Source organism: Ruminococcus sp. 1001713B170207_170306_F1 (assembly GCF_015668065.1).
Lineage (GTDB): Bacteria > Bacillota > Clostridia > Lachnospirales > Lachnospiraceae > Blautia_A > Blautia_A faecis.
Window position 1 is genome coordinate 16,779 of record NZ_JADPEX010000035.1, and the last position, 26,855, is coordinate 43,633.

Annotated in this window: 29 protein-coding genes; 24 read left to right on the forward strand and 5 right to left on the reverse strand. The window is 40.9% G+C overall.

Annotation, left to right across the window (positions count from 1 at the left end; genetic code table 11):
* Nucleotides 1-177: 177 nt before the first annotated feature.
* The 3 genes from I4V84_RS17425 (at nucleotide 178) to I4V84_RS17435 (ending at nucleotide 4,082) form a co-directional block, all read left to right on the forward strand.
* Entirely contained in the window at nucleotides 178-1,917 is a 1,740-nt protein-coding gene (locus tag I4V84_RS17425) for a serine/threonine-protein kinase (protein WP_195993053.1), read from the forward strand.
* A 68-nt stretch (nucleotides 1,918-1,985) separates the two neighbouring features.
* Nucleotides 1,986-2,789, forward strand: coding sequence for a protein phosphatase 2C domain-containing protein (locus I4V84_RS17430; protein WP_118583306.1), 804 nt, complete (start codon nucleotides 1,986-1,988; stop codon nucleotides 2,787-2,789).
* A gap of 60 nt (nucleotides 2,790-2,849) precedes the next feature.
* Nucleotides 2,850-4,082 carry a hypothetical protein gene (locus I4V84_RS17435; protein WP_334286153.1) on the forward strand — a complete coding sequence of 411 codons (1,233 nt, stop codon included), beginning with the start codon at nucleotides 2,850-2,852 and terminating at the stop codon, nucleotides 4,080-4,082.
* A gap of 68 nt (nucleotides 4,083-4,150) precedes the next feature.
* Here I4V84_RS17435 and I4V84_RS20895 read toward each other — a convergent pair whose 3' ends face one another.
* From I4V84_RS20895 to I4V84_RS20900, 3 genes are all read right to left on the reverse strand, one after another.
* Nucleotides 4,151-5,455 carry a serine hydrolase gene (locus tag I4V84_RS20895; RefSeq protein ID WP_334286154.1) on the reverse strand — a complete coding sequence of 435 codons (1,305 nt, stop codon included), beginning with the start codon at nucleotides 5,453-5,455 and terminating at the stop codon, nucleotides 4,151-4,153.
* Nucleotides 5,456-5,520: 65 nt separating this feature from the next.
* Nucleotides 5,521-6,306, reverse strand: a complete 786-nt coding sequence (locus tag I4V84_RS17445; protein WP_243284142.1) for an N-acetylmuramoyl-L-alanine amidase — start codon at nucleotides 6,304-6,306, stop codon at nucleotides 5,521-5,523.
* Nucleotides 6,307-6,441: 135 nt separating this feature from the next.
* Nucleotides 6,442-6,588, reverse strand: a complete 147-nt coding sequence (locus I4V84_RS20900) for a DUF6783 domain-containing protein (protein WP_308768448.1) — start codon at nucleotides 6,586-6,588, stop codon at nucleotides 6,442-6,444.
* Between the two features lie 271 nt (nucleotides 6,589-6,859).
* Here I4V84_RS20900 and rpsL point away from each other — a divergent pair, with 271 nt between their 5' ends.
* The 4 genes from rpsL (at nucleotide 6,860) to tuf (ending at nucleotide 11,398) form a co-directional block, all read left to right on the forward strand.
* Nucleotides 6,860-7,279: a 30S ribosomal protein S12 gene (gene rpsL / locus I4V84_RS17450; protein WP_117854826.1), complete on the forward strand. Its 420-nt coding sequence runs from the start codon at nucleotides 6,860-6,862 to the stop codon at nucleotides 7,277-7,279.
* Nucleotides 7,280-7,437: 158 nt separating this feature from the next.
* On the forward strand, nucleotides 7,438-7,908 hold the full coding sequence (gene rpsG, locus I4V84_RS17455) for a 30S ribosomal protein S7 (RefSeq protein WP_207664929.1): 471 nt from the start codon (nucleotides 7,438-7,440) through the stop codon (nucleotides 7,906-7,908).
* Between the two features lie 17 nt (nucleotides 7,909-7,925).
* A complete protein-coding gene (fusA, locus tag I4V84_RS17460; RefSeq protein ID WP_226837870.1) occupies nucleotides 7,926-10,049 on the forward strand; it encodes an elongation factor G in 2,124 nt (707 codons plus the stop codon).
* A 155-nt stretch (nucleotides 10,050-10,204) separates the two neighbouring features.
* Complete coding sequence (tuf, locus tag I4V84_RS17465; protein ID WP_117854831.1) at nucleotides 10,205-11,398, forward strand: elongation factor Tu; 1,194 nt, start codon at nucleotides 10,205-10,207, stop codon at nucleotides 11,396-11,398.
* A gap of 258 nt (nucleotides 11,399-11,656) precedes the next feature.
* Here tuf and I4V84_RS17470 read toward each other — a convergent pair whose 3' ends face one another.
* Nucleotides 11,657-12,139, reverse strand: coding sequence for a helix-turn-helix transcriptional regulator (locus I4V84_RS17470; protein WP_008790928.1), 483 nt, complete (start codon nucleotides 12,137-12,139; stop codon nucleotides 11,657-11,659).
* A gap of 232 nt (nucleotides 12,140-12,371) precedes the next feature.
* On the opposite strand from I4V84_RS17470, the gene I4V84_RS17475 reads away from it, so the two are divergent.
* The 10 genes from I4V84_RS17475 (at nucleotide 12,372) to I4V84_RS17520 (ending at nucleotide 19,942) form a co-directional block, all read left to right on the forward strand.
* Complete coding sequence (locus I4V84_RS17475; protein ID WP_004850599.1) at nucleotides 12,372-12,566, forward strand: hypothetical protein; 195 nt, start codon at nucleotides 12,372-12,374, stop codon at nucleotides 12,564-12,566.
* An 11-nt stretch (nucleotides 12,567-12,577) separates the two neighbouring features.
* Entirely contained in the window at nucleotides 12,578-13,669 is a 1,092-nt protein-coding gene (locus I4V84_RS17480) for a site-specific integrase (protein WP_004850597.1), read from the forward strand.
* Between the two features lie 175 nt (nucleotides 13,670-13,844).
* Nucleotides 13,845-14,921, forward strand: coding sequence for an AAA family ATPase (locus I4V84_RS17485; RefSeq protein ID WP_082428273.1), 1,077 nt, complete (start codon nucleotides 13,845-13,847; stop codon nucleotides 14,919-14,921).
* A 67-nt stretch (nucleotides 14,922-14,988) separates the two neighbouring features.
* Nucleotides 14,989-15,228 carry a hypothetical protein gene (locus I4V84_RS17490; RefSeq protein WP_004850590.1) on the forward strand — a complete coding sequence of 80 codons (240 nt, stop codon included), beginning with the start codon at nucleotides 14,989-14,991 and terminating at the stop codon, nucleotides 15,226-15,228.
* Nucleotides 15,229-15,402: 174 nt separating this feature from the next.
* On the forward strand, nucleotides 15,403-15,630 hold the full coding sequence (locus I4V84_RS17495; protein ID WP_004850585.1) for a DUF5348 domain-containing protein: 228 nt from the start codon (nucleotides 15,403-15,405) through the stop codon (nucleotides 15,628-15,630).
* Nucleotides 15,631-15,831: 201 nt separating this feature from the next.
* On the forward strand, nucleotides 15,832-17,247 hold the full coding sequence (locus I4V84_RS17500; RefSeq protein WP_015541741.1) for a plasmid recombination protein: 1,416 nt from the start codon (nucleotides 15,832-15,834) through the stop codon (nucleotides 17,245-17,247).
* Nucleotides 17,248-17,251: 4 nt separating this feature from the next.
* Nucleotides 17,252-17,626, forward strand: a complete 375-nt coding sequence (locus I4V84_RS17505) for a TnpV protein (protein WP_004850581.1) — start codon at nucleotides 17,252-17,254, stop codon at nucleotides 17,624-17,626.
* Nucleotides 17,627-17,758: 132 nt separating this feature from the next.
* Nucleotides 17,759-18,082, forward strand: a complete 324-nt coding sequence (locus I4V84_RS17510; protein WP_004850579.1) for a PadR family transcriptional regulator — start codon at nucleotides 17,759-17,761, stop codon at nucleotides 18,080-18,082.
* The gene (locus I4V84_RS17515) at nucleotides 18,079-18,666 is read left to right on the forward strand and encodes a DUF2812 domain-containing protein (RefSeq protein ID WP_195993055.1); all 588 of its coding nucleotides are present in this window, start codon (nucleotides 18,079-18,081) and stop codon (nucleotides 18,664-18,666) included. Before I4V84_RS17510 ends, I4V84_RS17515 begins: the two co-directional genes overlap by 4 nt.
* 220 nt (nucleotides 18,667-18,886) lie before the next feature.
* Nucleotides 18,887-19,942: a helix-turn-helix transcriptional regulator gene (locus tag I4V84_RS17520; RefSeq protein WP_004850576.1), complete on the forward strand. Its 1,056-nt coding sequence runs from the start codon at nucleotides 18,887-18,889 to the stop codon at nucleotides 19,940-19,942.
* An 842-nt stretch (nucleotides 19,943-20,784) separates the two neighbouring features.
* On the opposite strand, the gene I4V84_RS17525 is transcribed toward I4V84_RS17520, so the two are convergent.
* Nucleotides 20,785-21,399 (reverse strand): helix-turn-helix transcriptional regulator, encoded by a 615-nt coding sequence (locus I4V84_RS17525; protein ID WP_243284143.1) that lies wholly within the window; start codon nucleotides 21,397-21,399, stop codon nucleotides 20,785-20,787.
* 159 nt (nucleotides 21,400-21,558) lie between these two features.
* Here I4V84_RS17525 and I4V84_RS17530 point away from each other — a divergent pair, with 159 nt between their 5' ends.
* From I4V84_RS17530 to I4V84_RS17560, 7 genes are all read left to right on the forward strand, one after another.
* A complete protein-coding gene (locus I4V84_RS17530) occupies nucleotides 21,559-21,753 on the forward strand; it encodes a hypothetical protein (RefSeq protein ID WP_055053915.1) in 195 nt (64 codons plus the stop codon).
* A 14-nt stretch (nucleotides 21,754-21,767) separates the two neighbouring features.
* Nucleotides 21,768-22,985, forward strand: a complete 1,218-nt coding sequence (locus I4V84_RS17535; protein ID WP_117468400.1) for a site-specific integrase — start codon at nucleotides 21,768-21,770, stop codon at nucleotides 22,983-22,985.
* Entirely contained in the window at nucleotides 22,969-23,958 is a 990-nt protein-coding gene (locus I4V84_RS17540) for an AAA family ATPase (RefSeq protein WP_117468399.1), read from the forward strand. The genes I4V84_RS17535 and I4V84_RS17540 overlap by 17 nt, the downstream gene beginning before the upstream one ends.
* A 115-nt stretch (nucleotides 23,959-24,073) precedes the next feature.
* Nucleotides 24,074-24,307 carry a complexin-2 gene (locus I4V84_RS17545; RefSeq protein WP_330384890.1) on the forward strand — a complete coding sequence of 78 codons (234 nt, stop codon included), beginning with the start codon at nucleotides 24,074-24,076 and terminating at the stop codon, nucleotides 24,305-24,307.
* A 150-nt stretch (nucleotides 24,308-24,457) separates the two neighbouring features.
* The gene (locus I4V84_RS17550) at nucleotides 24,458-24,685 is read left to right on the forward strand and encodes a DUF5348 domain-containing protein (protein WP_055053912.1); all 228 of its coding nucleotides are present in this window, start codon (nucleotides 24,458-24,460) and stop codon (nucleotides 24,683-24,685) included.
* 220 nt (nucleotides 24,686-24,905) lie between these two features.
* Entirely contained in the window at nucleotides 24,906-26,327 is a 1,422-nt protein-coding gene (locus I4V84_RS17555) for a plasmid recombination protein (RefSeq protein WP_117468398.1), read from the forward strand.
* Between the two features lie 3 nt (nucleotides 26,328-26,330).
* Nucleotides 26,331-26,705 (forward strand): TnpV protein, encoded by a 375-nt coding sequence (locus I4V84_RS17560; RefSeq protein WP_117468397.1) that lies wholly within the window; start codon nucleotides 26,331-26,333, stop codon nucleotides 26,703-26,705.
* Nucleotides 26,706-26,855 lie beyond the last annotated feature (150 nt).

The window sequence follows — 26,855 nt, forward strand, 5'->3', positions numbered from 1 at the left end:
TTATGTAACTATTCAGAAGGCAGTATTCCGCGAGGTGTTCTGGGGGAAAAGTAGTTCACAGAAAACCCGAGAATAGCGGTGCGAAATCACGTAAACCATGATTTCTGTGCATCGTTACGGGGAAGACTTGCCAGTCCATTTAAAAAGTCATTACCCGTTCGAGGAGGGAGAACATACATGGATAAAGATGTTCCGGTTTCCGTCTGGCCAGAATGGGAACTTATAGAGAAAATAGGCGAAGGATCCTTTGGGAAAGTGTATAAAGCGAAGCGGACAGAACGAGGCCGTTCTTTTTACTCCGCAATCAAGATCATATCCATACCGGCAAGTAAGGGAGAACTTGACAGCGTACGCTCAGAGATGAATAATGAGCAGTCTACCAGGGAATATTTTCGAAATCTGGTAGAAGACTGCATTCAGGAAATATATACTATGGAGCATTTTTGCGGAAATTCCCATGTGGTTTCATTTGAAGATTTCAAAGTGGTGGAATATTTGGATGAGATCGGCTGGGACATTTCCATAAGAATGGAATATCTTACCAGTTTTATGGATTACTGCACAGGCAAGGAGCTTACTGAGAAGGAAGTGATCAAGCTTGGCTGTGACCTGGCTATGGCATTGATTTATTGCAGAAAATTGAATATTATTCACCGTGATGTGAAACCGGAGAATATTTTTGTGTCCAGATTCGGTGATTTTAAGCTGGGTGACTTTGGAATTGCCAGGGAACAGGCACATACTATGAGCAATATGTCCAAGAAAGGTACCTATTCCTACATGGCACCGGAGATTTACAAGGGTGAGAAGTACGACAGCAGTATTGATATCTATTCCCTTGGAATTGTATTATATAAATTGATGAATCAGAACAGGCTGCCTTTTCTTTCACTGGATAAGCAGTTGATTACATACAGAGATAAAGAGACTGCCCTTGCACGGAGAATGGCAGGGGAGAAAATGCCGGTACCAGTTAATGCCAGTGCTGCTTTTTCCCACATTATACTAAAAGCATGTGCATATGAGCCGGGGAAACGTTACAGGAAACCAGAAGATATGCTGCGGGATTTGGAGAAGCTTCGTCTGGCACCGGTGAATGCAGAGAAAGAGTGGGAGAAGTCCCAGTGGGAGCTGACAAATTCAGTAGAACTTGAGCGGGACCAGAGAAGATATGCCCCTCAGGAGCCGGAAGACCGTATGGAGCGGACCCATGTGGCAGAAGACCCTCAGATTGAGAAAGCTGTCCGGGAAGAAGAGGCACAGCTCAGAAAGCCTGCGAAAAATGCAGTGAAAAATTATGAGAAACAGTCAGTAAATGCCTCTTCCACTAAGCGAAAGAAGCAGCAGAGAAGCGGGTGGGACCAGGAAAGACAGATTTCACCATGGACAGTTTCCCTTATTGTAGTGGCGCTTGCGGCATGCATTATTATTGGTGTTTATATGAAATTAATCCATGATGAGAATCGCAAGGCTCAAAATACGGAGAACGTTATGGAAGTTCTGGAAGCTAATGATAACAGTACTGCTCAAATTGATGAATTTTCTACTTCGATTCAGACAATTAAGGAGCAGGCGGATACAATTGTAAGCGAACTTCCGGACTGCGAGGAAGTTGGCAAGGAAGGCGATCGGCTTCGCTACTATGACAGCAATGGGAAACTGGTAAAAGCGCTGATTTATCCGGAGACATCCGAAGATGGAGTTTATGAGGAGTATTATTACTGGGATGAACGTCTGTTTTTTGCATATGTATGGACTGGTAATAAGAAGGAATTATATTATTATGACAAGCGTGGCAAACTGATCCGCTGGATCGATACAGACGGAACTGTCCACGATAAGGAGAATGACAGTACTGAGTACACCAAGCGTGGCGAGAAATACTGGAAAAATGCGCTGGAGCAGTTAGATGAATGATGATACCGGTCATATAAGAAGTGGCTGTGATTCTTTGGAATATCGACAGACAGACGAAGAGGAATAGAATGACATATCATATTGATTATGCATATACCTGCCATGCAGGGAAAGTGCGACCAAATAACGAGGACAATTTCTGGTGCTGCGGAGAGCACCTTCCAGTGAGTAATCATGGAACAGAAGAAATCCGTACAGGTATCAGGCTTCGGGAGAGCCTTCCGGTAATGGCTGTTTTTGACGGCATGGGAGGGGAGAGCCAGGGGGAAATGGCTGCCTGGCTTGCTTCTGACAGCCTGGAACATTTTTATAGGGAAAATAAGGGGATGCTTCGTAAAGCACCAGAACTTTTTCTTACGGAAGCCTGTAAGAATATGAATCAGGCTGTATGTGATTATGGTCGGGAACAACGGATCAGTGCCATGGGAACTACTATGGCGATGATTGCTTTTGGAAAAAAAGAAGCGTATATCTGTAATCTGGGAGACAGCAGGATTTATCGGTTTTCCAAGGGGAATTTTTCACAGATTTCCAGAGATCATGTGTTGAAAAGCTGCAGATTTGGGAAAGCACCACTGACTCAGTTTCTGGGAGTGGAGGAGACCGAGATGAAGCTGGAACCTGCCATTGCGGCAGTTCCTTATCAGGATAGGGACCGTTATCTGCTTTGCTCAGACGGGGTAACAGATATGTTATCTGATCGCGAGATTGAAGAAATTATGAAGCTGGAGGACTCAATTCGTGATATTGCCCATGCTCTTTTAACAAGGGTACTGGATAAAGGGGCCAGAGATAATACTACGATCATTCTCTGCGAGGTAAGAGCAGATAATCGGCCGTTCAAAACCTGGCTTTTGCAGAAGAAGGGATAAATCAGAGGGCAAAATTTTTCACAATTTAAGTAGTTGATTATAGGAAAATGAAGGTGATTTATGATGAAAAATCGTATGCAGGATCTTGATTTTGAACAGACAGTGGCATTTGATTCCGTAAAGGATTTTGAATTTACCAGAAGGGCCGCCCAGAGATTTCGGCAGGTAGTCAGTCTGGATGGATTTGAGGATGAAGATGCGGACGTTATTTTTCATTATTTATATAAAGAGTTGGAGTTGGTTTCGTTCGGAGATCATTTGAAGAGATATATCTATGAAAGAGCTGGGATTGAGGAACCGTTTGGGGAAGTGCCCCAGGAGATATACCGAGATATTGCAGTTGATTCTTTCCGGGAAACCTATACACCCAAGTCTATGAATCCTACTTCAACTAAGCTTCCTGCGTTGGTGAACAACTGGCTTACACAGGCCTCAGTAAAGCGCGAGACTATATTTCTGCTGGGCTTCGGGCTTCGCATGAGCGCGGAGGATGTTTCAGACTTTCTGACAAGGGTGCTGAAGGAGCAGGATTTTGATTTCCATAATCCAGAGGAAGTGATCTACTGGTATTGTTATAGTAAGCAGCTTCCTTACAGCAAGGCAGAGGAATATAAAGAGAATTACAAATCCATGGAACTTGCAGCAGATAAGGGAAAAGTGGCGGAAGTAATCAGCGGCGATTTTACTATAGATACAGAGGAAAAATTGCTGAAATATCTGGCATGCCTGAAAGCTGGCTGGGATGATCCAATGAATGAGAAGAGTCAGGCATTTCAGGAGTTCCTGCGCCTTCTGGAACATGCGAAGCAGATCATTGCGGCCATGTATCAGAAGGATGAGGAGGAGAAAGGCCGGGCTAAGGTCTGGAAACCGGAGAATATTACTCCGTCTGATCTGGAGAAGGTAATCTGCAATGGTATTCCTATCAATAAAATGGGAAATCTGAAAAAAATGTCAGCCTCTATCCTGGCGAAACATTTCAGCCAGAAGAGGTTCAGCAGACAGAGAATTACCAATATTCTGAATCACAAGTTTCCGGTAGAGCGGTTTGATCTTCTTACGCTGGAGTTCTTTATTGTGTCTCAGGAGATGGAGGATGATGATCCCTATGACAGATACCATCATTTCATAGAGGAAGCGCAGAGAATTCTGAAGAAGTGTGGAATGAGCGAGATTTATATTGTGAACCCATACGAATGTTTCCTGCTGATGTGTCTTTTGACGGATTGTCCGCTGGCTGTTTTTTCGGAGATATGGGAAATGTCATATGAAGAGAATGGGGACGAGGAGTAGGTAATTTCTTAATATAGAAATGCGCAGTGTTGTTTGGAGGCACTGCGCATTTTTAATAGCAATTAAGGTTAATCATTATAGTAGAGATAAATACTGCGGCTAAGCTGTGCAATTGTATTCTGGGCTTCTCCCGGGCTGGAGAGGTTCTGGGAAAGGCAGACGATGACCAGATCGTTTCCACCCTGTGCGTTGTACAGAATTCCGGCATCATTTTCTACATCGGAAAGCTCACCGGTTTTGTTGGCAACGCTGACGCCCTCTGGCAGGGCTGCTGGAATCTTGTTGGTACGTTGCTGTTGTTTCAGAAGGGAATACATTTCTTCTGCATGTAAAAGGCTTGGCGTCTGAGTAGTACCAGAGCAGATCTGGTATATTTCTTTCAGAAATTTTCCACAGTCATAGGCAGAAGTGTAATTATCTCCGAATTCGTTGCTGGCAAGAAGCAGTCGTCCCATGGAAGTATTTGTGTAGCCGTGAGACTGACAGAAACTGTTTACTTTCTGCATACCTGCAGTGCTGTCGCCACTTCCCAGGCAGGAAACCAGACTGTTTGCCGCGTCATTATCACTGACGGTGATCATTGGTGTCAGATAGGAATCCAGGGTGGCAGAACCATACTGCTGGGACAAAGAATCATAATTCTCATATACTGCACCCATAATGAAAAGCTTGATCAGGCTGGCTGCCTGCATTGTGGAATCATTGATCGTAGCCTCTGAGCCGCCTGAAAGGTCACAGATATAAACGCTCCAGGAACCGTTTGAACCAGGAAGCTGGGATTGGACCTGAGTGACCAGAGCATCCATCTTTTCATCGGATTTGTTGTCAAAAGCAGAACTTCCGTGGGAGGGAGAGATGGTGCCATCATCATCAGAAAGTTCGGGGGTAATAGCAGCCATGGTAGAATCTTTTTTTCCCTGGGAAGTGCCATCTGTTGTCTGAGCGGAGTCGGAACCGGATGACTGGGAAGAACCTATTGGTTCTGCATTGGCAGCAGGAGTCTGATAAGGAACCGTTACTTCCTCCGGAGTTGGAGAAGACTGTACAGGACCTGCACTTTCTCTCTGGGAAGGTCCCTGGACAGAAGAATCATCTGTAGAAGATTCGCTGTCGGAACTTCCATCATCAGAAACAAAGCCGCTCTGGTCGGCGTTATCAGAAGTCTCGTCACCAGAGGTAAATCCGAAAGTTTCACCGTCAGTGAGATTTTCAGTCTGGTCTGTTGCTGAATCATTTTTTGCCAGATTAATACTGCTCTGGCTGTCCTTTCTGAAGAAAGTAAGGTAAAGAATGATAAGAATCAGTAAAGCAGCGACAATGCCAAGAAAAATCAGCAGATAAGAAGAGGTTTGTTTCTTTCTATTATTTTTCATAAGTTCTCCTTTCGAATCGATGAAATATCTGGAAGAGACATTATTTTATGGCAGTAAATCCAGATTTATTTTTCCTCAAAATATGCATCAATCCCATCAGCGATTCCGGATGCCATTGTGTCCTGAAAATCCGGATCGCTCATTTTCAGATCGTCAGATTCATTGGTCATAAATCCCATTTCCACAATAGTTACTGGAATGGTGCTCCAGTTGATTCCAGTCATATTGTCGGCATATGTTACGCCGCGGTTTTCAAATCCGGTTGCGTCACAATAGGCATCCAGAATGCACTGGGAAAGGCTGCTGGAATCATCATAGAGCTGGGATACATAAGGATTGGAAGAGGAGGGGGAAATGGTAAGTGCACCGGCAGCAGAGGAAGACTCAGCACCATTGGCATGGATACGCACGTAAATCTCTGCCCCCTGTCCGGCTACATATTCAGCTCGCTCTTTATTACTGATGGCAGTATCATTATCCGTTCTGGTAAGAACAGTCTGATAGCCACGGTCTTCCAGAATCTGCTGCAGCTTCAAAGAAACATCCAGATTCAGCTGATATTCAGGCAGACCTGAAAAAGTTCCATGGGTTCCTGTTGAGGCTTTGGCTTTCATTTCTGTGGAACCTGGACCGAGAGGTTCAAGGTCACTCATATCCACATTTGGACCCTGATGACCGGGATCGATACCGATTATATGTGACTGGGCTACAGGCGGTCCCTGAAGCTCGTCAGTGGTCTCTGCACAGACAGTGCACAGATTTATAAGCCCTGCTCCGGAAAAAATCATGAGGCCAAATGCAAAAATCCGGGAGAATCCACTGGGTTTAGCCACTGCTTTTTTGAAACACATATGTATACTCCTGTTCATGTTAATTCTTTTTTCGACTATTCAGCAGATTGTATTTTGAAAAGCAGGTACTGTAGAGGTGCTGAAAAGTTCTTGTTTCTTATTATAATAATGTGAAGCTGTGAATGCAATGTAAAGTTAAGTTTTCCTAGAGCGTGTTTGAAAAAGGCTTTCTGCAAGATGTGCGTCACAATTTGCGGTATATTTCACCCGAATTCGGTTACCGTAGCCCGCTAAGGCGCCCTCATCCGAGCGAAATCTCCCACAAATTGTGATGCAGATCACGAGAATGATTTTTTTTAACGCTCCAGAACAGCAGTAAAAAATACATTATAATAAGAAGAAACCTATTTATAATTCACAGTGATAAATTGTAAAAACCTTGAAAAAATAAGGAAAAATTGATGAAAAACACCTTGACAGAGATATGCAGACAGGATATAATCAAAAAGCGTGCGAAATAAGGCATTTTTTTCCGCGCTTACTAAGATAATAGCAACCGCAAGGAAACCCCATAGAACAATCTATGGAGAAATAAATCGGGAGGTGAAATGGAATGCCAACATTCAACCAGTTAGTAAGAAAAGGACGCCAGACAGCTGTTAAGAAATCTACAGCTCCGGCTCTGCAGAGAACTTATAACTCTTTAAGAAAGAAAGCAGTTGAGCAGTCTGCACCACAGAAACGTGGCGTTTGCACAGCTGTTAAAACAGCTACTCCTAAGAAGCCTAACTCAGCTCTTAGAAAAATCGCCAGAGTTCGTCTTTCCAACGGAATCGAAGTAACAAGCTACATCCCAGGAGAAGGTCACAACCTTCAGGAGCATAGCGTTGTTCTGATCCGTGGAGGAAGGGTTAAGGACTTACCTGGTACAAGATACCACATCATCAGAGGTACTCTTGATACCGCAGGTGTTGCTAACAGAAAACAGGCCCGTTCCAAATACGGCGCTAAGAGACCGAAAGTTAAAAAATAATCCATCCGTATTGCTGCGGAGACTATAGAGATTTGTACGGTATTCCATATACCCTGTCGGTTGCGGGTTAAATATAGGACCATTACCAGTGCGAACATGCAATAGTTTACTGCGTGAGTACCGATGAGATAATCAGGATGATTAAGGAGGGAAGTAACGTGCCACGTAAAGGACATACTCAGAAAAGAGACGTTCTGGCAGACCCGATGTACAACAATAAAGTTGTTACAAAGCTTATCAATAACATTATGTTAGATGGTAAGAAAGGTGTTGCACAGAAAATTGTTTACGGAGCATTCGCCAGAATGGAAGAAAAATCTGGCAAGCCAGCAATTGAAGTATTTGAAGAGGCAATGAACAACGTAATGCCTCAGCTTGAAGTTAAAGCAAGACGTATCGGTGGAGCTACTTATCAGGTTCCGATCGAGGTAAGAGCTGACAGACGTCAGGCTCTGGCTCTTCGCTGGATCACCATGTTCTCCCGCAAGAGAGGCGAGAAGACCATGGAAGAGAAACTGGCTAACGAGCTTATGGATGCAGCCAATAACACCGGAGCATCTGTAAAGAGGAAAGAAGACATGCATAAGATGGCTGAAGCAAATAAAGCATTTGCTCACTATCGCTTCTAATCAAGGAGGAAAATCCATTGGCTGGAAAAGAAGGTAGAGAATACCCGCTCGAGAGAACCAGAAACATTGGTATTATGGCTCATATCGATGCAGGTAAGACAACTCTTACAGAACGAATTCTGTACTATACAGGTGTCAACTACAAGATTGGTGATACACATGAAGGTACTGCTACCATGGACTGGATGGAGCAGGAGCAGGAGCGTGGTATCACAATCACATCCGCTGCAACAACATGTCACTGGACACTGGAAGAGAACTGCAAACCGAAGCCAGGCGCTTTGGAGCATCGTATCAACATCATTGATACCCCAGGCCACGTAGACTTTACTGTTGAGGTTGAGCGTTCCCTTCGTGTACTGGATGGCGCTGTCGGCGTATTCTGTGCAAAGGGTGGTGTTGAGCCACAGTCTGAGAACGTTTGGCGTCAGGCTGATACCTACAATGTACCACGTATGGCATTCATCAATAAGATGGACATCCTTGGTGCAAACTTCTACGGCGCAGTAGAGCAGATCAAGACTCGTCTTGGTAAAAATGCAATCTGCCTGCAGCTGCCAATCGGAAAAGAAGATGACTTCAAGGGAATCATTGACTTATTCGAAATGAAAGCTTACATCTACAATGACGAGAAGGGCGATGATATTACTATCACCGATATCCCGGAAGACATGAAAGAGGATGCTGAGCTTTATCATACAGAACTGATCGAGAAGATCTGTGAGCTGGATGACGATCTCATGATGGAATATCTTGAGGGCGAAGAGCCAAGCACAGACAGACTGAAAGCAGCTCTGAGAAAAGGTACATGCGAGTGTACAGCTGTTCCGGTATGCTGCGGTTCTGCATATAGAAACAAAGGTGTTCAGAAACTTCTGGACGCTATCCTGGAGTACATGCCTGCTCCAACAGATATTCCACCAATTGATGGTGTTGACATGGATGGAAACCCGACCGTGAGACATTCTTCTGATGAAGAGCCGTTCTCCGCTCTGGCATTCAAGATCATGACAGACCCATTCGTTGGAAAACTTGCATATTTCCGTGTATATTCAGGAACAATGAATTCCGGATCCTATGTATATAACTCTACAAAGGGCAAAAAAGAGCGTGTTGGCCGTATCCTTCAGATGCATGCTAACAAGCGTATGGAGCTTGATAAGGTTTACTCCGGTGATATTGCTGCAGCTATCGGATTCAAATTCACCACAACTGGTGATACAATCTGTGATGAGCAGCATCCAGTAATCCTCGAGTCCATGGAGTTCCCGGAACCAGTTATCGAGCTGGCTATCGAGCCTAAGACAAAAGCAGGACAGGGCAAACTTGGTGAGGCTCTTGCAAAACTTGCAGAAGAGGATCCGACCTTCCGTGCACATACAGATCAGGAAACAGGACAGACCATTATCGCTGGTATGGGTGAGCTTCACCTTGAGATCATCGTTGACCGTCTTCTTCGTGAGTTCCACGTAGAGGCTAACGTAGGTGCTCCTCAGGTTGCTTACAAAGAGACAATCACCAAGGCTGTTGATGTAGACAGCAAGTATGCTAAACAGTCCGGTGGTCGTGGACAGTATGGTCACTGTAAAGTTAAATTCGAGCCTATGGATGCCAACGGCGAAGAACTGTACAAGTTCGAGTCTACTGTTGTCGGCGGTGCTATTCCGAAGGAATATATCCCGGCTGTAGGAGAAGGTATCGAAGAGGCTATGAAGGCTGGTATCCTTGGTGGATATCCGGTTGTTGGTGTACATGCAAATGTATACGATGGATCTTATCATGAAGTCGATTCTTCTGAGATGGCATTCCACATTGCAGGTTCCCTTGCATTCAAGGATGCTATGCAGAAGGCTTCCCCAATTCTTCTTGAGCCTATCATGAAGGTTGAGGTAACCACACCAGAGGATTACATGGGTGATGTTATCGGTGATATCAACTCCCGTCGTGGTCGTATCGAAGGTATGGATGATATCGGCGGCGGTAAGATGATCCGTGGATTTGTTCCGCTTTCCGAAATGTTCGGATATGCAACAGATCTTCGTTCCAGAACTCAGGGACGTGGTAACTACTCCATGTTCTTTGAGAAATATGAGCCAGTTCCAAAGAGTGTTCAGGAGAAAGTTCTGGCAAAGAAAGACTGATTTAACTACAGGCTGAATCAGGATTTCATATAAAACAATAAAAAGCTTGCAAATATCCTTGGTTTGCAATATAATCAAGGATAGCAAGTTTAAAACCGATATGGCGCTCTATTTTAATAGAGAATGAGCCAACTAATCAAGGAGGACATTTTAAAATGGCAAAGGCTAAGTTTGAGAGAACAAAACCGCATTGTAACATTGGTACCATCGGACACGTTGACCATGGTAAAACAACTTTAACTGCAGCTATCACAAAAGTACTTTCTGAGAGAGTTGCTGGTAACGTAGCTACAGATTTCGCTAACATTGATAAAGCTCCAGAGGAAAGAGAGCGTGGTATCACAATCTCTACAGCACACGTTGAGTATGAGACAGAGCATAGACACTATGCACACGTTGACTGCCCAGGCCATGCTGACTACGTTAAGAACATGATCACTGGTGCAGCTCAGATGGATGGTGCTATCCTTGTTGTTGCTGCTACAGATGGTGTTATGGCTCAGACAAAAGAGCATATCCTTCTTTCCCGTCAGGTAGGTGTTCCTTACATCGTTGTATTCATGAACAAATGTGATATGGTTGACGATGACGAGCTTCTTGAGCTGGTTGAGATGGAGATCCGTGAGCTTCTTTCCGAGTATGACTTCCCAGGAGATGATATCCCGGTAATCAGAGGATCTGCTCTTAAAGCTCTTGAGGATCCGAGCAGCGAGTGGGGCGATAAGATCATGGAGCTTATGGATGCAGTAGATAGCTACATTCCAGACCCACAGCGTGACACAGATAAACCATTCGTTATGCCTGTAGAGGACGTATTCTCCATCACAGGACGTGGAACAGTTGCTACTGGTAGAGTAGAGGCTGGTGTTCTTCACGTATCTGATGAGGTTGAGATCGTTGGTATCAAAGAAGAGACTCGTAAAGTTGTTGTAACTGGTATCGAGATGTTCCGTAAACTTCTTGATGAGGCTCAGGCTGGTGATAACATCGGTGCACTTCTTCGTGGTGTTCAGAGAAACGAGATCGAGCGTGGACAGGTTCTTGCTAAACCAGGAACAATCACATGCCATACAAAATTCACAGCTCAGGTTTACGTTCTGACTAAAGACGAGGGTGGCCGTCATACACCATTCTTCAACAACTATCGTCCACAGTTCTACTTCAGAACAACAGACGTTACAGGTGTTATCAACCTTCCAGAAGGAACAGAGATGTGCATGCCTGGAGATAACATCGAGATGACAATCGAACTGATCCACCCAATCGCTATGAGCCAGGGTCTTACTTTTGCTATCCGTGAAGGTGGACGTACTGTAGGATCAGGACGTGTTGCTACAATCATCGAGTAATACAATCTGAATATAGATTTGTTATCGTAAGATAACATTGTGTCCAAACGTAAGATACCCCGGAACCGCAAGGTTTCCGGGGTTTTTCTGTACTCTAAGAAAAGAATTATTCGTAAATTTATCAGGTTAGTAATAGTGAAACATTTATCAGCAAGATGAAATACAGATAAATTTATAATTGAAAAATAAGACCAGCGGTGCCAAAACGGTGCCAAAAAGAAACTCCTGCGAATGTTTGCTATTCACAGGAGTATTTTTTTACCAGCCTTTGATCTGTTTGATTTGTTCAGCACGTTCTGGATCACGATGATATTGTAATTTCAGACGGATAGTTTCCACAACTTCCTGTCTGGATTCATCATCAAGCTGATAGAACGATGTAAGCAGATTATCTACATCAGGCATACTGTTCTTACCGAAAAGGTACATCAGCGGATACATAGAATTTTTTAAGTAAGTCTTTACACGACTTGCGTCTAATGCTCCGTTCAAACCGTCTGGAAGTGTAGGATAAATCTCTTCTTCCTTAATTGTGCCAGAAAATGGACTGGCAGAACATATCTCATTCACATCAATTTGCAATTCATTCGCAAGTCTTAATGCAAAATCAAATCGAATATTGGAATCTTTTTGAATAATTGAATATAAGGTTGTAGCACTGATTCCGGTTGCCTTTGCAATTTTGCGGACATTTGTGCCTTTTTCATCAAGATATTTCTTTAAATTTTTACCGTCACCCATAGAATCCTCCTTTTTCATATATTAGAAAATTACGAAAAACATAAATCTATAAAATATCATAACACAGACGTGGAATAAAATAAAGAAAAAATAGTGTACGAAGTTCGTAAAAATGTGTTTACGAAATATTGACAACGATAGAAATACATGATATTATCAATTTACGAAAATCGTACAGATATAGAAATACAGTAAACGTATTCTATATCTGGAGAGGAAAGGAGGAGGCAATATGGCAAGTTACAATTATATGATGAGTGCTGATGAAGTGGCACAGGAATTAAACTGCTCAAAATCTCATGCCTATAAACTGGTGAAAGCTATGAATAAAGAATTATCTGCACAGGGATATATTACGATGGCTGGCAGAATACCAAAGGCGTTTTGGGCAAAAAAGATGTATGGCTATGAAATAGCAGGAAATTAGGGAGGATCAATATGGCTTACAGAGAAAAAGACACAAAAAAATGGACAGCCCAGTGGTTTGAGACAAATGTCATGGGTGAGAAGAAAAAACGCAGAAAGCGTGGATTTGAAACAAAGCGAGAAGCATTGGAGTTTGAACGAAGCAAAAAGTTGAGCAATGAGCGAAGTATGGATATGAAGCTGAGCGATTTTATTGAGATTTATTTTTCAGACAAACAAAATGATCTGAAAGATCGAACAATCAAAAATAAAAGATATATGATGCAACAGCATATCGTTCCATACTTCGGAAATCAGATGATGAGTGAAATCAAGGCTTCACAGATTATTCAGTGGCAGAATGAAATTCAGAAAAAAGGCTATTCAGATTCTTATCTGAGAATGATTCAGAATCAGTTGACCAGTCTGTTTACACATGCAGCTAAAATCTATGACTTGCCGGTTAATCCATGCAAGAAAGTGAAACGAATGGGAAATTCAGATTCAAGAAGTTTGAACTTCTGGACACTGGACGAGTACAAACAGTTTATACAGACAATGGAGCCGGGAACAAGATATTATCTTATGTTTGAGATGCTGTTCTGGACTGGATGCAGGATCGGGGAGCTGCTTGCGATTACAAAAGCTGATATCAATTTTGAAAAGAATCAGCTTAGTATCAATAAGACTTATTACCGGACAGGAATGCAGGATATTATCACAGAACCGAAAACAAAACAGTCCTTTCGGACAATCGAAATTCCGGAATTTCTGAAAGAGGAAATTAAGGAATTTGTAGATGGTCATTACGGAATGCCGGATACAGAAAGATTATTTCCGGTTGTTCAGGAAGCGGTACAGCATAAGATGAAACGGCAGATTGAGCTGGCAGGAGTGAAGAAAATTCGAGTGCATGATATCAGGCACAGCCATGTGGCTTATCTTATTGAGAAAGGTGTGGAACCGTTATTGATTCGGGACAGATTAGGTCATAAAGATATTCGTATCACATTGAACACTTATGGACATCTTTATCCAAATCAGCAGAGAAAGATTGCAAATCTTCTGGATAATGAAAATGGAAATGCTGTTACCGGATTGGGAGAAGAAAGAGATGAATGTTGAAAAGGCAAAAGAAAAAGCCTAGATAAATAATCTGAGCAAGTTCTCTGATAATCAGATTCACTGATATACCATCTTGGCAGATTCAGTATATCACGAATCGGGAAATACGACAATTCCCGAATATCTGTTCATCAGAGACTTGCCCGGAAGGGCAGGAGGAGATGATGGAATGAATATGAATGAAAAAAATAAAATTGAGAATTGTAGAATAGAACCAAAACTGAAACTGATCAATATGGATTCAGTAGAGGTGGAACAGGTAGAATGGCTGCTTTATCCGTTTATTCCTTATGGAAAAGTGACCATTATACAGGGAGATCCAGGAGAAGGCAAGACAACGATGGTACTTCAGATTATTGCAAAACTGACCAGAGGAGAGCCGATTCTTCCTGTTACTGATACAACGAAAACAAAAGAAAAACGAAGTGATGAAGTCGATAGTGAGAATGAAGATTTAGATGCTGAAGATAATATGCAGGAACAGTCTTCTGTGTCACCTGTAAATGTAATCTATCAGACAGCAGAAGATGGACTTGGAGATACTATCAAACCCAGATTACTTGCTGCAGGTGCAGATTGTTCAAAGGTGCTGGTGATTGATGACAGTGACCAGCCACTGACAATGGCAGATGTCAGATTGGAAGAAGCAATCGTGCAGACAAAAGCAAAAATGGTTGTTCTTGATCCGATACAGGGCTTTCTGGGAGCGGACGTAGATATGCACAGGGCAAATGAGATCAGACCACTGATGAAGCGTATCGCAGTGCTGTCAGAAAAATATCACTGTGCAGTCATTTTAATCGGTCATATGAACAAAAACAGCAACGGCAAATCTTCTTATCGAGGACTTGGCTCCATTGATTTTCAGGCTGCTGCAAGAAGTGTTTTGATTGTCGGGCGAGTGAAAGATGAACCGGAAGTAAGAGTGGTATGTCATACGAAGAGTTCTCTTGCACCGGAAGGAACGTCCATTGCATTCAGACTGGATAAGAATAATGGGTTTGAATGGATTGGAGAATATGATATCAGTGCCGATGAACTTCTTAATGGAGACGGAAGAGGACAGAAAAGTCGGAAAGCAAAAGAATTTCTCCTTGAGATACTGGCAAATGGAGGAATGACTCAGAAGAAAATTGCAGAAGAAGCAGAAGCCAGAGGAATCAAAAGTAAAACGCTATGGAACGCCAAACGGGAACTTGAAATTGATTCCGTAAAACGTGGAAAGCAATGGTATTGGATGTTGCCAGAATAAAAATGGAAGATGGCAAGATTACCATTTCTTAAGAAGAGGGAATCTTGCTACCTTGAAAGGAGAACAGATGCAAAATAAAAGTGTACAGATTCCATACGAGTTATTCTTTCAGCTCTTGCAATATTTTTTGATGGATAACTACGATGGTGAAGAAATAATCCGGTTGGGATTGGAGAAAAAACTGGATGCAATGGTGAATCGTGAAGTATACAGCAAATCCAAAACAGCACCAACGGAAGAAGAAAGAGAAAAGTTCCGGCAGGAATATCTGGACAGACGGGGAATACCGGAGAACTTTCGATGGTAAAGGTTCTTTCTGAACACTTTATTACAGGAGCGTGTCACGCACCTGTAGATAGCAGATAAGGAGAATGTTGGTAAGGTGTAGTCGGGAGTTGACTGGCGTAGAAGAGAATTTTCAAAAGGGAGCCCTGATTCAGGGCGCCCCTGCGGAAACGGTAGATGAAAGGAGATTGGCACAATGAGAGAAGGAAGATTAGGATATAACAGTTATAACAAAAGATATGGATTATTATCATCAGATCTATGGATTGATACAGGATTTCACTGTGGAGAATACCTGGAAGTGTTGCTTGATGATGAATGGGTTCAGACCAGAATGGAAATGAATCCTGCAAGAGAATGGTATCTTGTAGGGACACCGTATTGTGGTGATTTGGAATATATTCGGGCAAGGATACCGGAGTAAAGGTCTCTGTACCCCCGGAGGGCGCAAGGGTACTTTTGATGGACGGTACGGCTGTCGAAAGTGCTTTTGCGTTACTTTTGACAAAAGTAACAAAACCGCCGTATCCGGCGAATATTTCTTTTTATACTATAGCTGGCAAAGATACAAATTTATGTGCCATGTCTGGCACTGGTTTTAGAAAGCGGGGTGAGGAATATGACGATGAAACGAACAATCAGTGGTATGATCGGGACAGGGTCTCTGGCTCATAACAGACGAGATTTTATAGCAGAAAATGTTGATCCAGACAGAGTGCAATTAAATATTTGTTACCGGAATGAGAATCTGAAAGAAGTCTATAAAGAGCTGTTTGATGAAGCTGTAGAACGGTATAATGTCGGGAAAAGAAAAGATCGGCAGATTACAAATTATTATGAAAAGATTCGCCAAGGAAAACAGGAAAAGTTGTTCCATGAAGTGATTTTCCAGATTGGAAACCGAGAAGATATGGCTGTTGGAACAGAAGCAGGAGATCTGGCTGTAAACGTACTGGATGAGTATGTAAAAGATTTCCAGAAACGGAATCCGACACTTCGGGTATTTAGTTGCTATCTGCATCAGGATGAGGCTACTCCACATCTCCATATTGACTTTATTCCTTATGTGACGGACTGGAAAGGAAAAGGAATGGATACCAGAGTTTCACTGAAACAGGCATTAAAAAGTCTTGGATTTCAAGGTGGAAATAAGCATGATACGGAACTGAATCAGTGGATAAATCATGAAAAAGAAGTTCTGGCAGAGACTGCAAAGCAGTATGGAATTGAATGGGAACAGAAAGGTACTCATGAGGAACATCTGGATGTCTATAACTTCAAGAAAAAAGAACGGAAAAAGGAAGTACAGGAATTGGAGCAGGAGAAAGAGCATCTAACTGCTGAAAAAGAAGAATTAACAGCACAAATTGCAGAATCCAGAGCAGATATCCAGAATTTAAAAGACGATAAGGAACAGGCAATCAAGGCGAAGCAAGAAGCAGAACAAAAGGCAGGGAGCGCAGAAAAAGAACTAAAAAGCCTGGAAGATCGCAGAGAACAGCTACAACCGATTATGGATAGTGTGAGCAAAGAAATCAAAGAATATGGAACGGTTAAAATGTTACTGCCGGAGGCGGGCACGCTAGAACGGGCAGTAACCTATCGAGATAAAAAAATTAAACCACTGTTTCTTCAAATAAAGAATAAGGTTGCTGTAATGGCGGCTCAGGTTAAAGAACTCACGAAAGAGGTGGAAGGTTGGAAGAGAAAATATCAAAAGGTGAAACAAAAATATAATGCTATTCAGAGAGAACTGGATGATATACGTAAAGATAATCAGAAATTGTCAGAAGAAAAAGATATATTACAAGGTGTTTCTGATAGGTATGATCGTGTTGTGCGTGTTCTTGGAATAGAAACTGTAGATACAGCAGTACAGCAGGATATTCAAAACGAGAAAGTCCTGGAAGAAAAGCGACGGATGGAACAAATGCCGAAGGGAAATATTCATGAAAGATTGGCATGGGGAATGAAAAAAAGCGAGATGGAGAATCAGCAGCGTAAGAAAACTAAATCAAAAAACAGAGAAATGGAGAGATAAGATTATGGAAACACACATTTATGATGAAAAGAACGGATTAAGCTATACTTTGCATGGAGATTATTATTTGCCGGATTTGGTATTGAATGAAGAAGAACCGATATATGGGAAATATGGAATGCTGAGGAAACAGTTTCTGAAGGAACACAGATTAGCAAAATATCAATATTTGTTGTTGACTGGAAAGCTGACGGAACACCTGAATCAAATTGATCAGGAGAGCAGAGAGCAGGTGGAAATGCTTATGGAACAGATGGCAGAAAAACAGGGCGTAACTGAAGAATTAAAGGTACAGAATCGGACGAAGTGGGTTAGACTGATGAATAATATAAAAGCTAGTGCAGAAGAAATGGTGTTGAGAGAAATACTTTATATATAAGTATTGTTTGTAAAGGACTGAACAGGAAAAGCATAATACTATCCGGCTTATTAAGATTTATTTCACATCTCTTGATTTTTATTACGGTTACTGATATAGTTATTACAGTAACCGTAATAAGGAGGGAATGCCATGAGGGATAATGTGAAAAGTGGTGCACTCACAGAAGTGACATTCTATATTTTGCTTTCACTCTATTCACCTAAACACGGATATGCTGTCATGCAGTTCATTGAAGAAAAAACAGGTGGGCGGCTTTCATTGGGAGCAGGCACTTTATATGGTGCATTAAATTCAATGCTGGAAAAGGGATGGATTGAGCTTTTCGGAGATAGTGAAGGTAGAAAAAAAGAGTATCTTATCACTGTAAAAGGAAAGGAGATAGCTGAAAAAGAACTTATCAGACTTCGTGAACTTGTAGGTATTGCAAGCGGAATTGTAGGAGGTACACTATGAGCAAAAAGTGTTATCGTTTTTTTGGTGGGCTATTAACGGTACAGAAAAACTGGCTGAATAAGATGGCTGAAAAAGGTTATCGCCTTATTCGAACGGGAAAATTACTCTATGAATTTGAAAAATGTAAGCCAGGTCAAGTTCAATATTGCGTGGAGTTTATAGGACAAAAATCAAAAGCTAATGCTGAAGATTACCATGATTTCTTGGAAGAAATGGGATATTCCGTATTCTATAAAAATATCAATCTTAATTATTCTGTTGGTAAAGTTCGCTGGCGTCCGTGGGCTGAAATTGGCGGTCGTGTTGCAACAAACACTACAACATTTAACAGGGAATTGCTGATTGTAGAAAAAGAAAATGATGGAAAACCTTTTGACCTTCATACGTCCTATGAAGATAGGGCAAATTATTACAGTAATTTGCGAAATCCCTGGCTTTTATTAATGCTTATGTTCGCGGTATTTGCTACTGTAAATCGGTCTGTTATTTTAGGCATAGTTGCTGTGATTTTTCTAATCCCTGTCATTATATACCAGTTGCAAATTATGAAAAATAGGCATGAAGCGAAGATGAAGGAGTGGTGATTCAGGATAACAAGGTTGGTTTAGTTGATGCAATGTAATACACTGTCGTTTGAGGGTTAGTAGCCCGTTCTTAAACTTGTGGGCAGTTTGTTGCTGATGATATAAATATTAGAGAAAATTAATTGAAAGTTAAAAAAAGAAAGTAATAAGTAAACAAAGGCTCAATTGTAAACATGTATTGGGAACGCTATAATGGAAATAAGGACAGGAGGTGTGAACAATGCGTATTGGTGAGCAGATAAAAAACTATCGAAAAACTGCGGGATTAACACAAGAACAGGTGGCAAATTATCTGGGTGTTTCTACTCCAGCGGTAAATAAATGGGAAAAGGGAAATACATATCCCGATATCTCATTACTTCCAGCTTTGGCACGACTATTGAAAATTGATATGAATGAATTGTTTTCGTTTCATGAAGAATTGACAGAAAAAGAGATTGGACAATTTGTGAATGAACTTTCGGAAGTTTCATTGGACAGCTTTACAGAGGCTTTCGAGATGGCATCTCGTAAAATACAGGAGTATCCTCATTGCGACTTATTAATATATACGATCGCAACCGTTCTGAACGGATCTTTGACTTTGTCAGATCTTAATGACGAAGAACGAATGGAATATAATACAGCTATTATTGAGTGGCTGGAACGAACAGCAGATAGTCAGGATGAAAGAGTGAGAAATTCAAGCGTTTTTATACTTGCAACAAAATATGTCCAAATGGAGAAATATGAAGAAGCAAATGCCCTTTTGAAAAAAATTCCTGATACTGTAATTGATGCAACGATTATGAAAACAAGTGTATTAGCACATCAGGAAGGAACAGATACTGCTGCATTATTCTTAGAAGGGAAATTGCTACAGGCAGTTATCAATATCCAAAGCTACTTGTATAAGTTAATAGAAATGGAAGAAGAGACAGGAAATCATGATAAAGCAGAGAAAATTGCTGAGATTACAGATCACATGATATCATTGTTTGGACTATGGAATTATGGCAACACAGTTCCATATCTGCTGATTGCTGGATATCGAAAAGATGTAGAAAAATGTATCCAGTTAATTAAGCGATTATTAAGTGAATCACAGAAGCCTTGGAATATGACACAATCCCCTTTGTATTACAGGTATGAAGATACTGCACAGGGAAAAGCTTTTTCGGGACTTGGAAAAAATTTTGTTCGTGAATTGTATTCGGAAATTGAAAATAAGAAAGAGTATGAATTCTTGAGGGGGAATAAGAAACTCGAATCAATTTTTGAGGAACACTTGAAATAGGTTGTAAAAATGTATGGAAATAGATGTAGTTGAGAAAGAAGAAAATTTTTGACATTTCCACAGATGCGTGCTAATATGATTATAGAAAAAGAGTGCTACCGATAGACGGTTAGTCCACATACTTATTGATTACAAAAATAACCGTTCAGTTTGCAGGCTGGGGCGGTTATTTTTGTGGTTTATGATTATCTTTGCCTAATGTATATCCGATACTAAAGCAGGTTAAGCCGAAGCTCACTACTGCTATGAAGTCCACAATACTCATTGGCTTAGCCCTCCTTTCCACTGGATTCCTTTACAGGTTTCTATGTAATCAGAGGGTCACAGTCCCTCTGGAGAAGGACTAACCGCCTACCGTTATGGTAGCACCCATGTTCTGATTATAACAGTCTGAAACTGTCGGTGCAATATAAAATTGGCAGAGCAGAATCCAGCAACTGTAGAAGAAAATTTTTTGAGTATTTTCCGGTGCCAAAACGGTGCCAAGAAATCAGGCGAATAAAAATACATGGTGTAAATCAGCCGTTTTTCACTATATTTTGGAGAGAAAACCATAAAAAATATGAAATAAAACGGGATTAAAGTATCGTGAAGGTGGACGTACTGTAGGATCAGGACGTGTTGCTACAATCATCGAGTAATCACTGACTAATATATATTGAGTACCGCAAGGTACATGTGTCCAAACGTAAGATACCCCGGAACCGTAAGGTTTCCGGGGTTTTTCTGTTGAGTAAAAAGTTTAAAATAAGGCTGTAAAGAATAGCGAATAAATTAAAAACAGGCAGGTATGGGAAGAAAATGAAAATCTTCGCATATCTGCCTGTGATACTGTTATGATACTATTTCTGTTCGTTATTGGAAAATTTCTGTGTTAAAAGTTCATCTCGTTTACGGATTCGTGTCTCAAAATCCAGTTCTTCAATTTCTTTATGGGTGACAGGTTTGGAAGTGTAGTATTCCAACGTCTGCTTTTTCCACATATCAAACATATCTTTGCCTGTGAAATAAGATTCCAGGCTTTCTCTGTTCTCCTGCAGATCAGCAAGAAAATTACACATATCTGCGTTTAAAGAATGTTCAGGATCATTTCCATAAAAGCGAAGTCCGGCATACCATTGCTGTGTTTCTGTTTCTATATCACCGGGAAGTTTATTATTTATATCCAGTTCATACCGGAGTTCATTGGATTCATTCATCTGCAGTAAAACCCAAAGAATATCGCTGAGAGTAGAAATCTGTACTTTATTTTCAGATAATCCAAATAACCAGTCCAGTGAGACATGAAATTTCTGAGCAATAGTCAATAACACATCATTGGAGGGAGTAACCACACCATTTTCATAACTGGATAAAGTTGACTGACGTATACCAATAGCTGCGGAAAAGTTTTTTTGATTCATCTTCAGATCAGTTCGCAGCTCTTTTATTTTTTCTGAAATAGATGATTCCTGCATATTATCCACCTCCTTAAAAGCTATGATTAGTATATCACAAATGATAAAAATCAACAATATAGAAAAATATCATTCATGATGATAAAAATTATTGACAATGATTATTTAAAATGATATAGTATCAGTGAAAATGATAATTATAGACAAGGAGGAAATGATATGCAGAGACAGAACTATATGATTACAGCGGAAGAAGTTGCAGAGAGCATGGGGATTTCACTTGGATATGCTTACAAGCTGCTTCGCAAACTGAACAAAGAGCTTGCAGATCAGGGATATGTAACCGTTGCGGGCAAGATACCGAGGGCATTCTGGGAAAAGAAATTTTATGGATATTCCCAGATTGCAATGTAAGGGGGTGAGAAAGTATGGCAGCATACAAAGATGAAGAAAGAGGAACCTGGTATGTTTCATTTTATTATGAGGACTGGACAGGAGCCAAAAAGCGAAAAGTAAAAAGAGGATTCCGCACTAAGAAAGAAGCATTAAATTTTGAAGCGGAGTATAAAAGAACAGCGAAAGCAGACATGGATATGACAATGGGAGAGTTTGTAGAAGTCTACTTCCGAGACAAGTCTCAGTCATTGAAGGACAGGAGTATCAAGAACAAAAGAGATACGATGAATGCTCAACTGTTACCGTATTTTAAGGACAGACCGATGAACAGTATCACACCAGCAGAGATTATCCAGTGGCAGAATACGATTATTGAAAAAGGATATTCAGATGATTATCTGAAAACAATACAGAATCAGATGACGGCATTGTTTAATCATGCGAAGAATATCTACAATCTGGCAGATAATCCTTGTGACAAAGTAAAACGTATGGGAAAGACTTCAAAAAAGAAAATGAAGTTTTGGACAATTGAAGAATATCGGCAGTTTATGACCGGAATAGAACCGGGAAGCAAATATTATGTGCTGTTTGAATTATTATTCTGGACAGGAGCGAGAGAAGGCGAAGCACTCAGCATTACACCTGCTGACATTGATTTTGAAAAGAATCTACTTCATATCAATAAAACTTACTACCGTATGCATGGAGAGGACGTGATTACATCTCCCAAAACAGAAGAATCGAACCGTACGATTTCCATACCGGAATTTCTGAAAAAAGAGATTCAGGACTATATTAGCAGACTGTATGAGTTGCCCGAAGATGAACGGATTTTTCCAATGGTTCATGAAGCGGTACAGCATAAGTTAAAACAGGTGGTTCAAAAGACCGGAGTAAAAAAGATAAGAGTACACGACATTCGTCACAGTCATGCGGCATTTCTGATCAATAAGGGAGTGCAACCATTGATGATTAAAGAAAGGTTTGGACATACGGACATTCGCATTACATTGAATACTTATGGGCACTTATATCCAGATCAGCAGAAAGTGGTGGCAGATATGCTGGATGATGAAAATATAAAAAGCTCCGGAAGTACGAACAACCGGAGCAATGTGACAAATGGGGACGAATCCACAAATGTCAACCCTAGACAAGTTGATTATATCAGGGATTCTTCCAGAGAACAACAGATAATTGGCGAGAATAGTTTGAAAAATGGAGGAATTTATGGAACAGAGAAATGAGAATAAAACAGAATTGAAAATGATAAAGATGTCAGATGTCCAGTCCCAGACAGTGGACTGGCTCTGGTATCCATTTATCCCTTATGGGAAATTAACGATCATTCAGGGTGATCCGGGCGATGGAAAAACTACGCTGATATTAAATATTGCAGCGAGATTGTCTAAAGGAGAAGGTCTGGATAACGATATGAAAGTAACAGAACCAGTAAAGATTATTTATCAGACAGCGGAAGATGGGCTGGCAGATACGGTAAAACCCAGACTGGAGCTGGCAGAAGCGGTCTGTGAAAGAATCATGGTTATAGATGAAACAGAAAAATCACTTTCCATGATAGATGAGAGACTGGAAACTGCTATCAAACGGACTGGTGCGAGAGTGCTTATTTTAGATCCGATTCAGGCATACCTTGGAGGAACAATGGATATGAACCGGGCAAATGAAGCAAGGGATATGACAAAAAGATTGAGCTTGCTGGCAGAAAAGTATAAATGTGCAATTTTATTAATCGGACATATGAATAAAGCTGGTGGAAATAAAGCTGCATATAGAGGAATGGGTTCGATTGACTTTTTTGCAGTAGCCAGAAGCGTATTACTGGTAGGAAGAATAGAGGGAGAACCGGACTTAAGAGCAGTGGTTCAGATTAAAAATAATCTGGCTGCATTTGGACATTCCAAAGCATTTCGCCTGACAGAAACCGGATTTGAGTGGATAGGTGACTATGAAATCACAGCAGATGAGGTGCTTGGTGGAATTGCTCCAAAGGTAAATAAACTGGAACAGGCAAAAAAGATGCTGAGGGAACTGGCAGAAACATCAACTTCTGTGCAAAGCAGTGAAATCTTTGATATGGCAGAAGATTTGAATATTTCTAAAAGAACACTGGAAAATGCAAAAAAGGAACTTGGAATTAAGGCAAGACGAATCGGTAATTCCTGGTATTGGGATTTAAATAAAGTTAAGCCGGAATAAATTAAGGGTGCAACATTGCAGAGTATATAGAAAATGCGGAATTAAAATGCAAGGTTGCAATCTGTAAAGACATTGCAGTGTTGCGTCCTTACATAAATTGTAAGAAGGTGAGAACTTGAAAAACGTTATGATTCCAGAGGAGTTATTTGGAAAGATTATAAAATATCATTTACTGGATCAGGAACAGGAAGCAGATGATATAAGAAAAGGTCTGGAAAAAAAGCTGGATGCAATGGTAAATCGTGAGGCATACAGTAAATTCAAAACTGCGCCAACAGAAGAGGAACGGGAAAAGTTCCGGCAGGAGTATCTGGACAGAAAAGGAATGCAAGAGAGCTTTCGATGGTAACAGTTCGTGTTGATTACCTTTTTACAGGAGCGTGTCACGCCCCTGTGAGAAGTAAACAAGAAGAAAGTTGGTAAGGCGCATACGGAAAGCTGAGGCTGGACGGTGAGGTTGCTGTAAATTTGATAGTTGTGAAGAAGGGAGAACGATTCGATGAAGCAGGGAAGATTAGGATATAACAGTAGCAATGACAGATATGGGTTATTAGCCTCGGACTTATGGATTGATACGGGATTTCACTGTGGAGAAGGTCTTGAGGTGCTGGTCGATGATAAGTGGGTAAGGACAAGAATGGAGATGAATCCAGCAAGAGAATGGTATCTGGTTGGAACGCCATACTGTGGAGATCTGGAATATGTGCAGGCAAGAATACCGGAATAATTTAGTCGAGAGAGTAACGAAAGAGATAAAATAGCCCCCGGCAGGGCGCAAGGGTACTTTTGATGGACGGAACGGCTGTCGAAAGTGCTTTTGCGTTACTTTTGACAAAAGTAACAAAACCGCCGTATCCGGCGAAGATTTCTTTTTATACTATAGGCTGGTAAAGATACAAATTTATGTGCCATGTCTGGCACTGGTTTTAGAAAGTGGGGTGACGAACATGACGCTGAAACGAACAATTAGTGGTATGATCGGGACAGGTTCTCTGGCTCATAACAGAAGGGAATTTATAGCAGAAAATGTTGATTCAGACAGAGTGCAACTAAATATTTGCTATCAGAATGAGAATTTAAAAGAAGTTTATAAAGAACTGTTTGATGAAGCTGTAGAACGATATAATATCGGGAAAAGAAAAGATAGACAGATTACAAATTACTATGAAAAAATCCGGCAGGGAAAACAAGAGAAGTTGTTCCACGAAGTAATTTTTCAAATTGGAAATCGAGAAGATATGGCTGTCGGAACAGCAGAAGGAGATCTGGCTGTAAAAATACTGGATGAATATGTAAAGGACTTCCAGAAGCGGAATGCAACGTTACGGGTATTTGGGTGTTATCTACATCAGGATGAGTCTACTCCACATTTACATATTGATTTTATTCCTTATGTGACTGATTGGAAAGGAAAAGGAATGGACACCAGAGTTTCGTTGAAACAGGCATTAAAAAGTCTTGGATTTCAAGGTGGAAATAAGCATGATACAGAGTTGAACCAGTGGATGAACCATGAAAAAAAGGTCCTGGCAGAGATTGCAAAACAGCATGGCATTGAATGGGAACAGAAAGGTACTCATGAGGAACATTTGGATGTTTATAACTTCAAGAAGAAAGAGCGAAAAAAGGAAGTACAGGAGCTGGAGCAGGAGAAAGAGTATCTAACTGCAGAAAACGAAGAACTGACAGCACAAATTGCGGAATTCAGAGCAGATATCCAGATTTTAAAAGACGATAAGGAACAGGCAAACAGGGAGAAACAAGAAGCAGAACAAAGGGCAGAGGACGCAGAAAAAGAAGTAAAAAGTCTGGAAGAGCGTCGAGATGTGCTGCAGCCGATTATGGATAATGCCAGTAAAGAAATAAAAGAATATGGAATGATTAAGACGTTTTTACCGGAGGCAGGAACATTTGAACGTGCAGTACCTTACAGAGAAAATAAAATCAAGCCATTGTTTATCAAGATGAAGAATCAGATTGCTGCATTAGCTGGAAAGGTTGTAGAACTTAACAAAACGATAGAAAGCTGGAAAAACAAATATCAAAAATCTACGGAGAAATGTGATGATATCCAAACGCAGTTAGATGATGTGCGTAAAGAAAATGGAAAATTATCAAATGATAATCAACGTTTACAAGAGATTTCGGACAGATATGACAGAGTGGTGCGTATTCTGGGAATGGAAACTGTAGAGGATGTGGTGCAGCAGGACATTAAAGAACAAAGGGCACTGGAAGAAAAACGGCGAATGGAGCAAATGCCAAAGGGAAGCGTTCTGAAACAGTTGGAATGGGCAACTCAAAAGAGCCAGATTGAAAACCAACAACGTAAGAAAAATAAAACAAAATACAAAGGATTGGAGATTTAGACTATGAAAAAACAGATTTATGATGAGAAAAATGGAATGAGCTATACGTTGCATGGAGATTACTATTTGCCGGATCTGGTTTTAAGAGAAGAAGAACCGACATATGGAAAATATGGAATGTTACGAAAACAGTTCTTAAAAGAACACAGATCAGCAAGATATCAATACATGTTATTGACCGGAAAATTGAATGAACATCTGAATCAGATCGATCAGGAAGTCAGAGAACAGGTGGAAACGCTTATGGAACAGATGATAGAAAAACAGGGTGTAACTGAAGAATTAAAGGCACAGGATCAGATGAAGTGGGTTAGGTTAATGAATAATATAAAAGCCAGTGCAGAAGAGATTATATTGAAAAACATGGTATATGTGTGAGATCGTTCTTTTACACTTTTGTATATATTAGAATAGCACTTTAGAAAGCACTATGGTAAAATAAAGTGAAGGTAAATCGTTAAGGAAAGAATCGAAGGTGGTGCAAACGAAAAAGCAGTATTGAGACTTTTCATTAACTGCCCTTTCGTT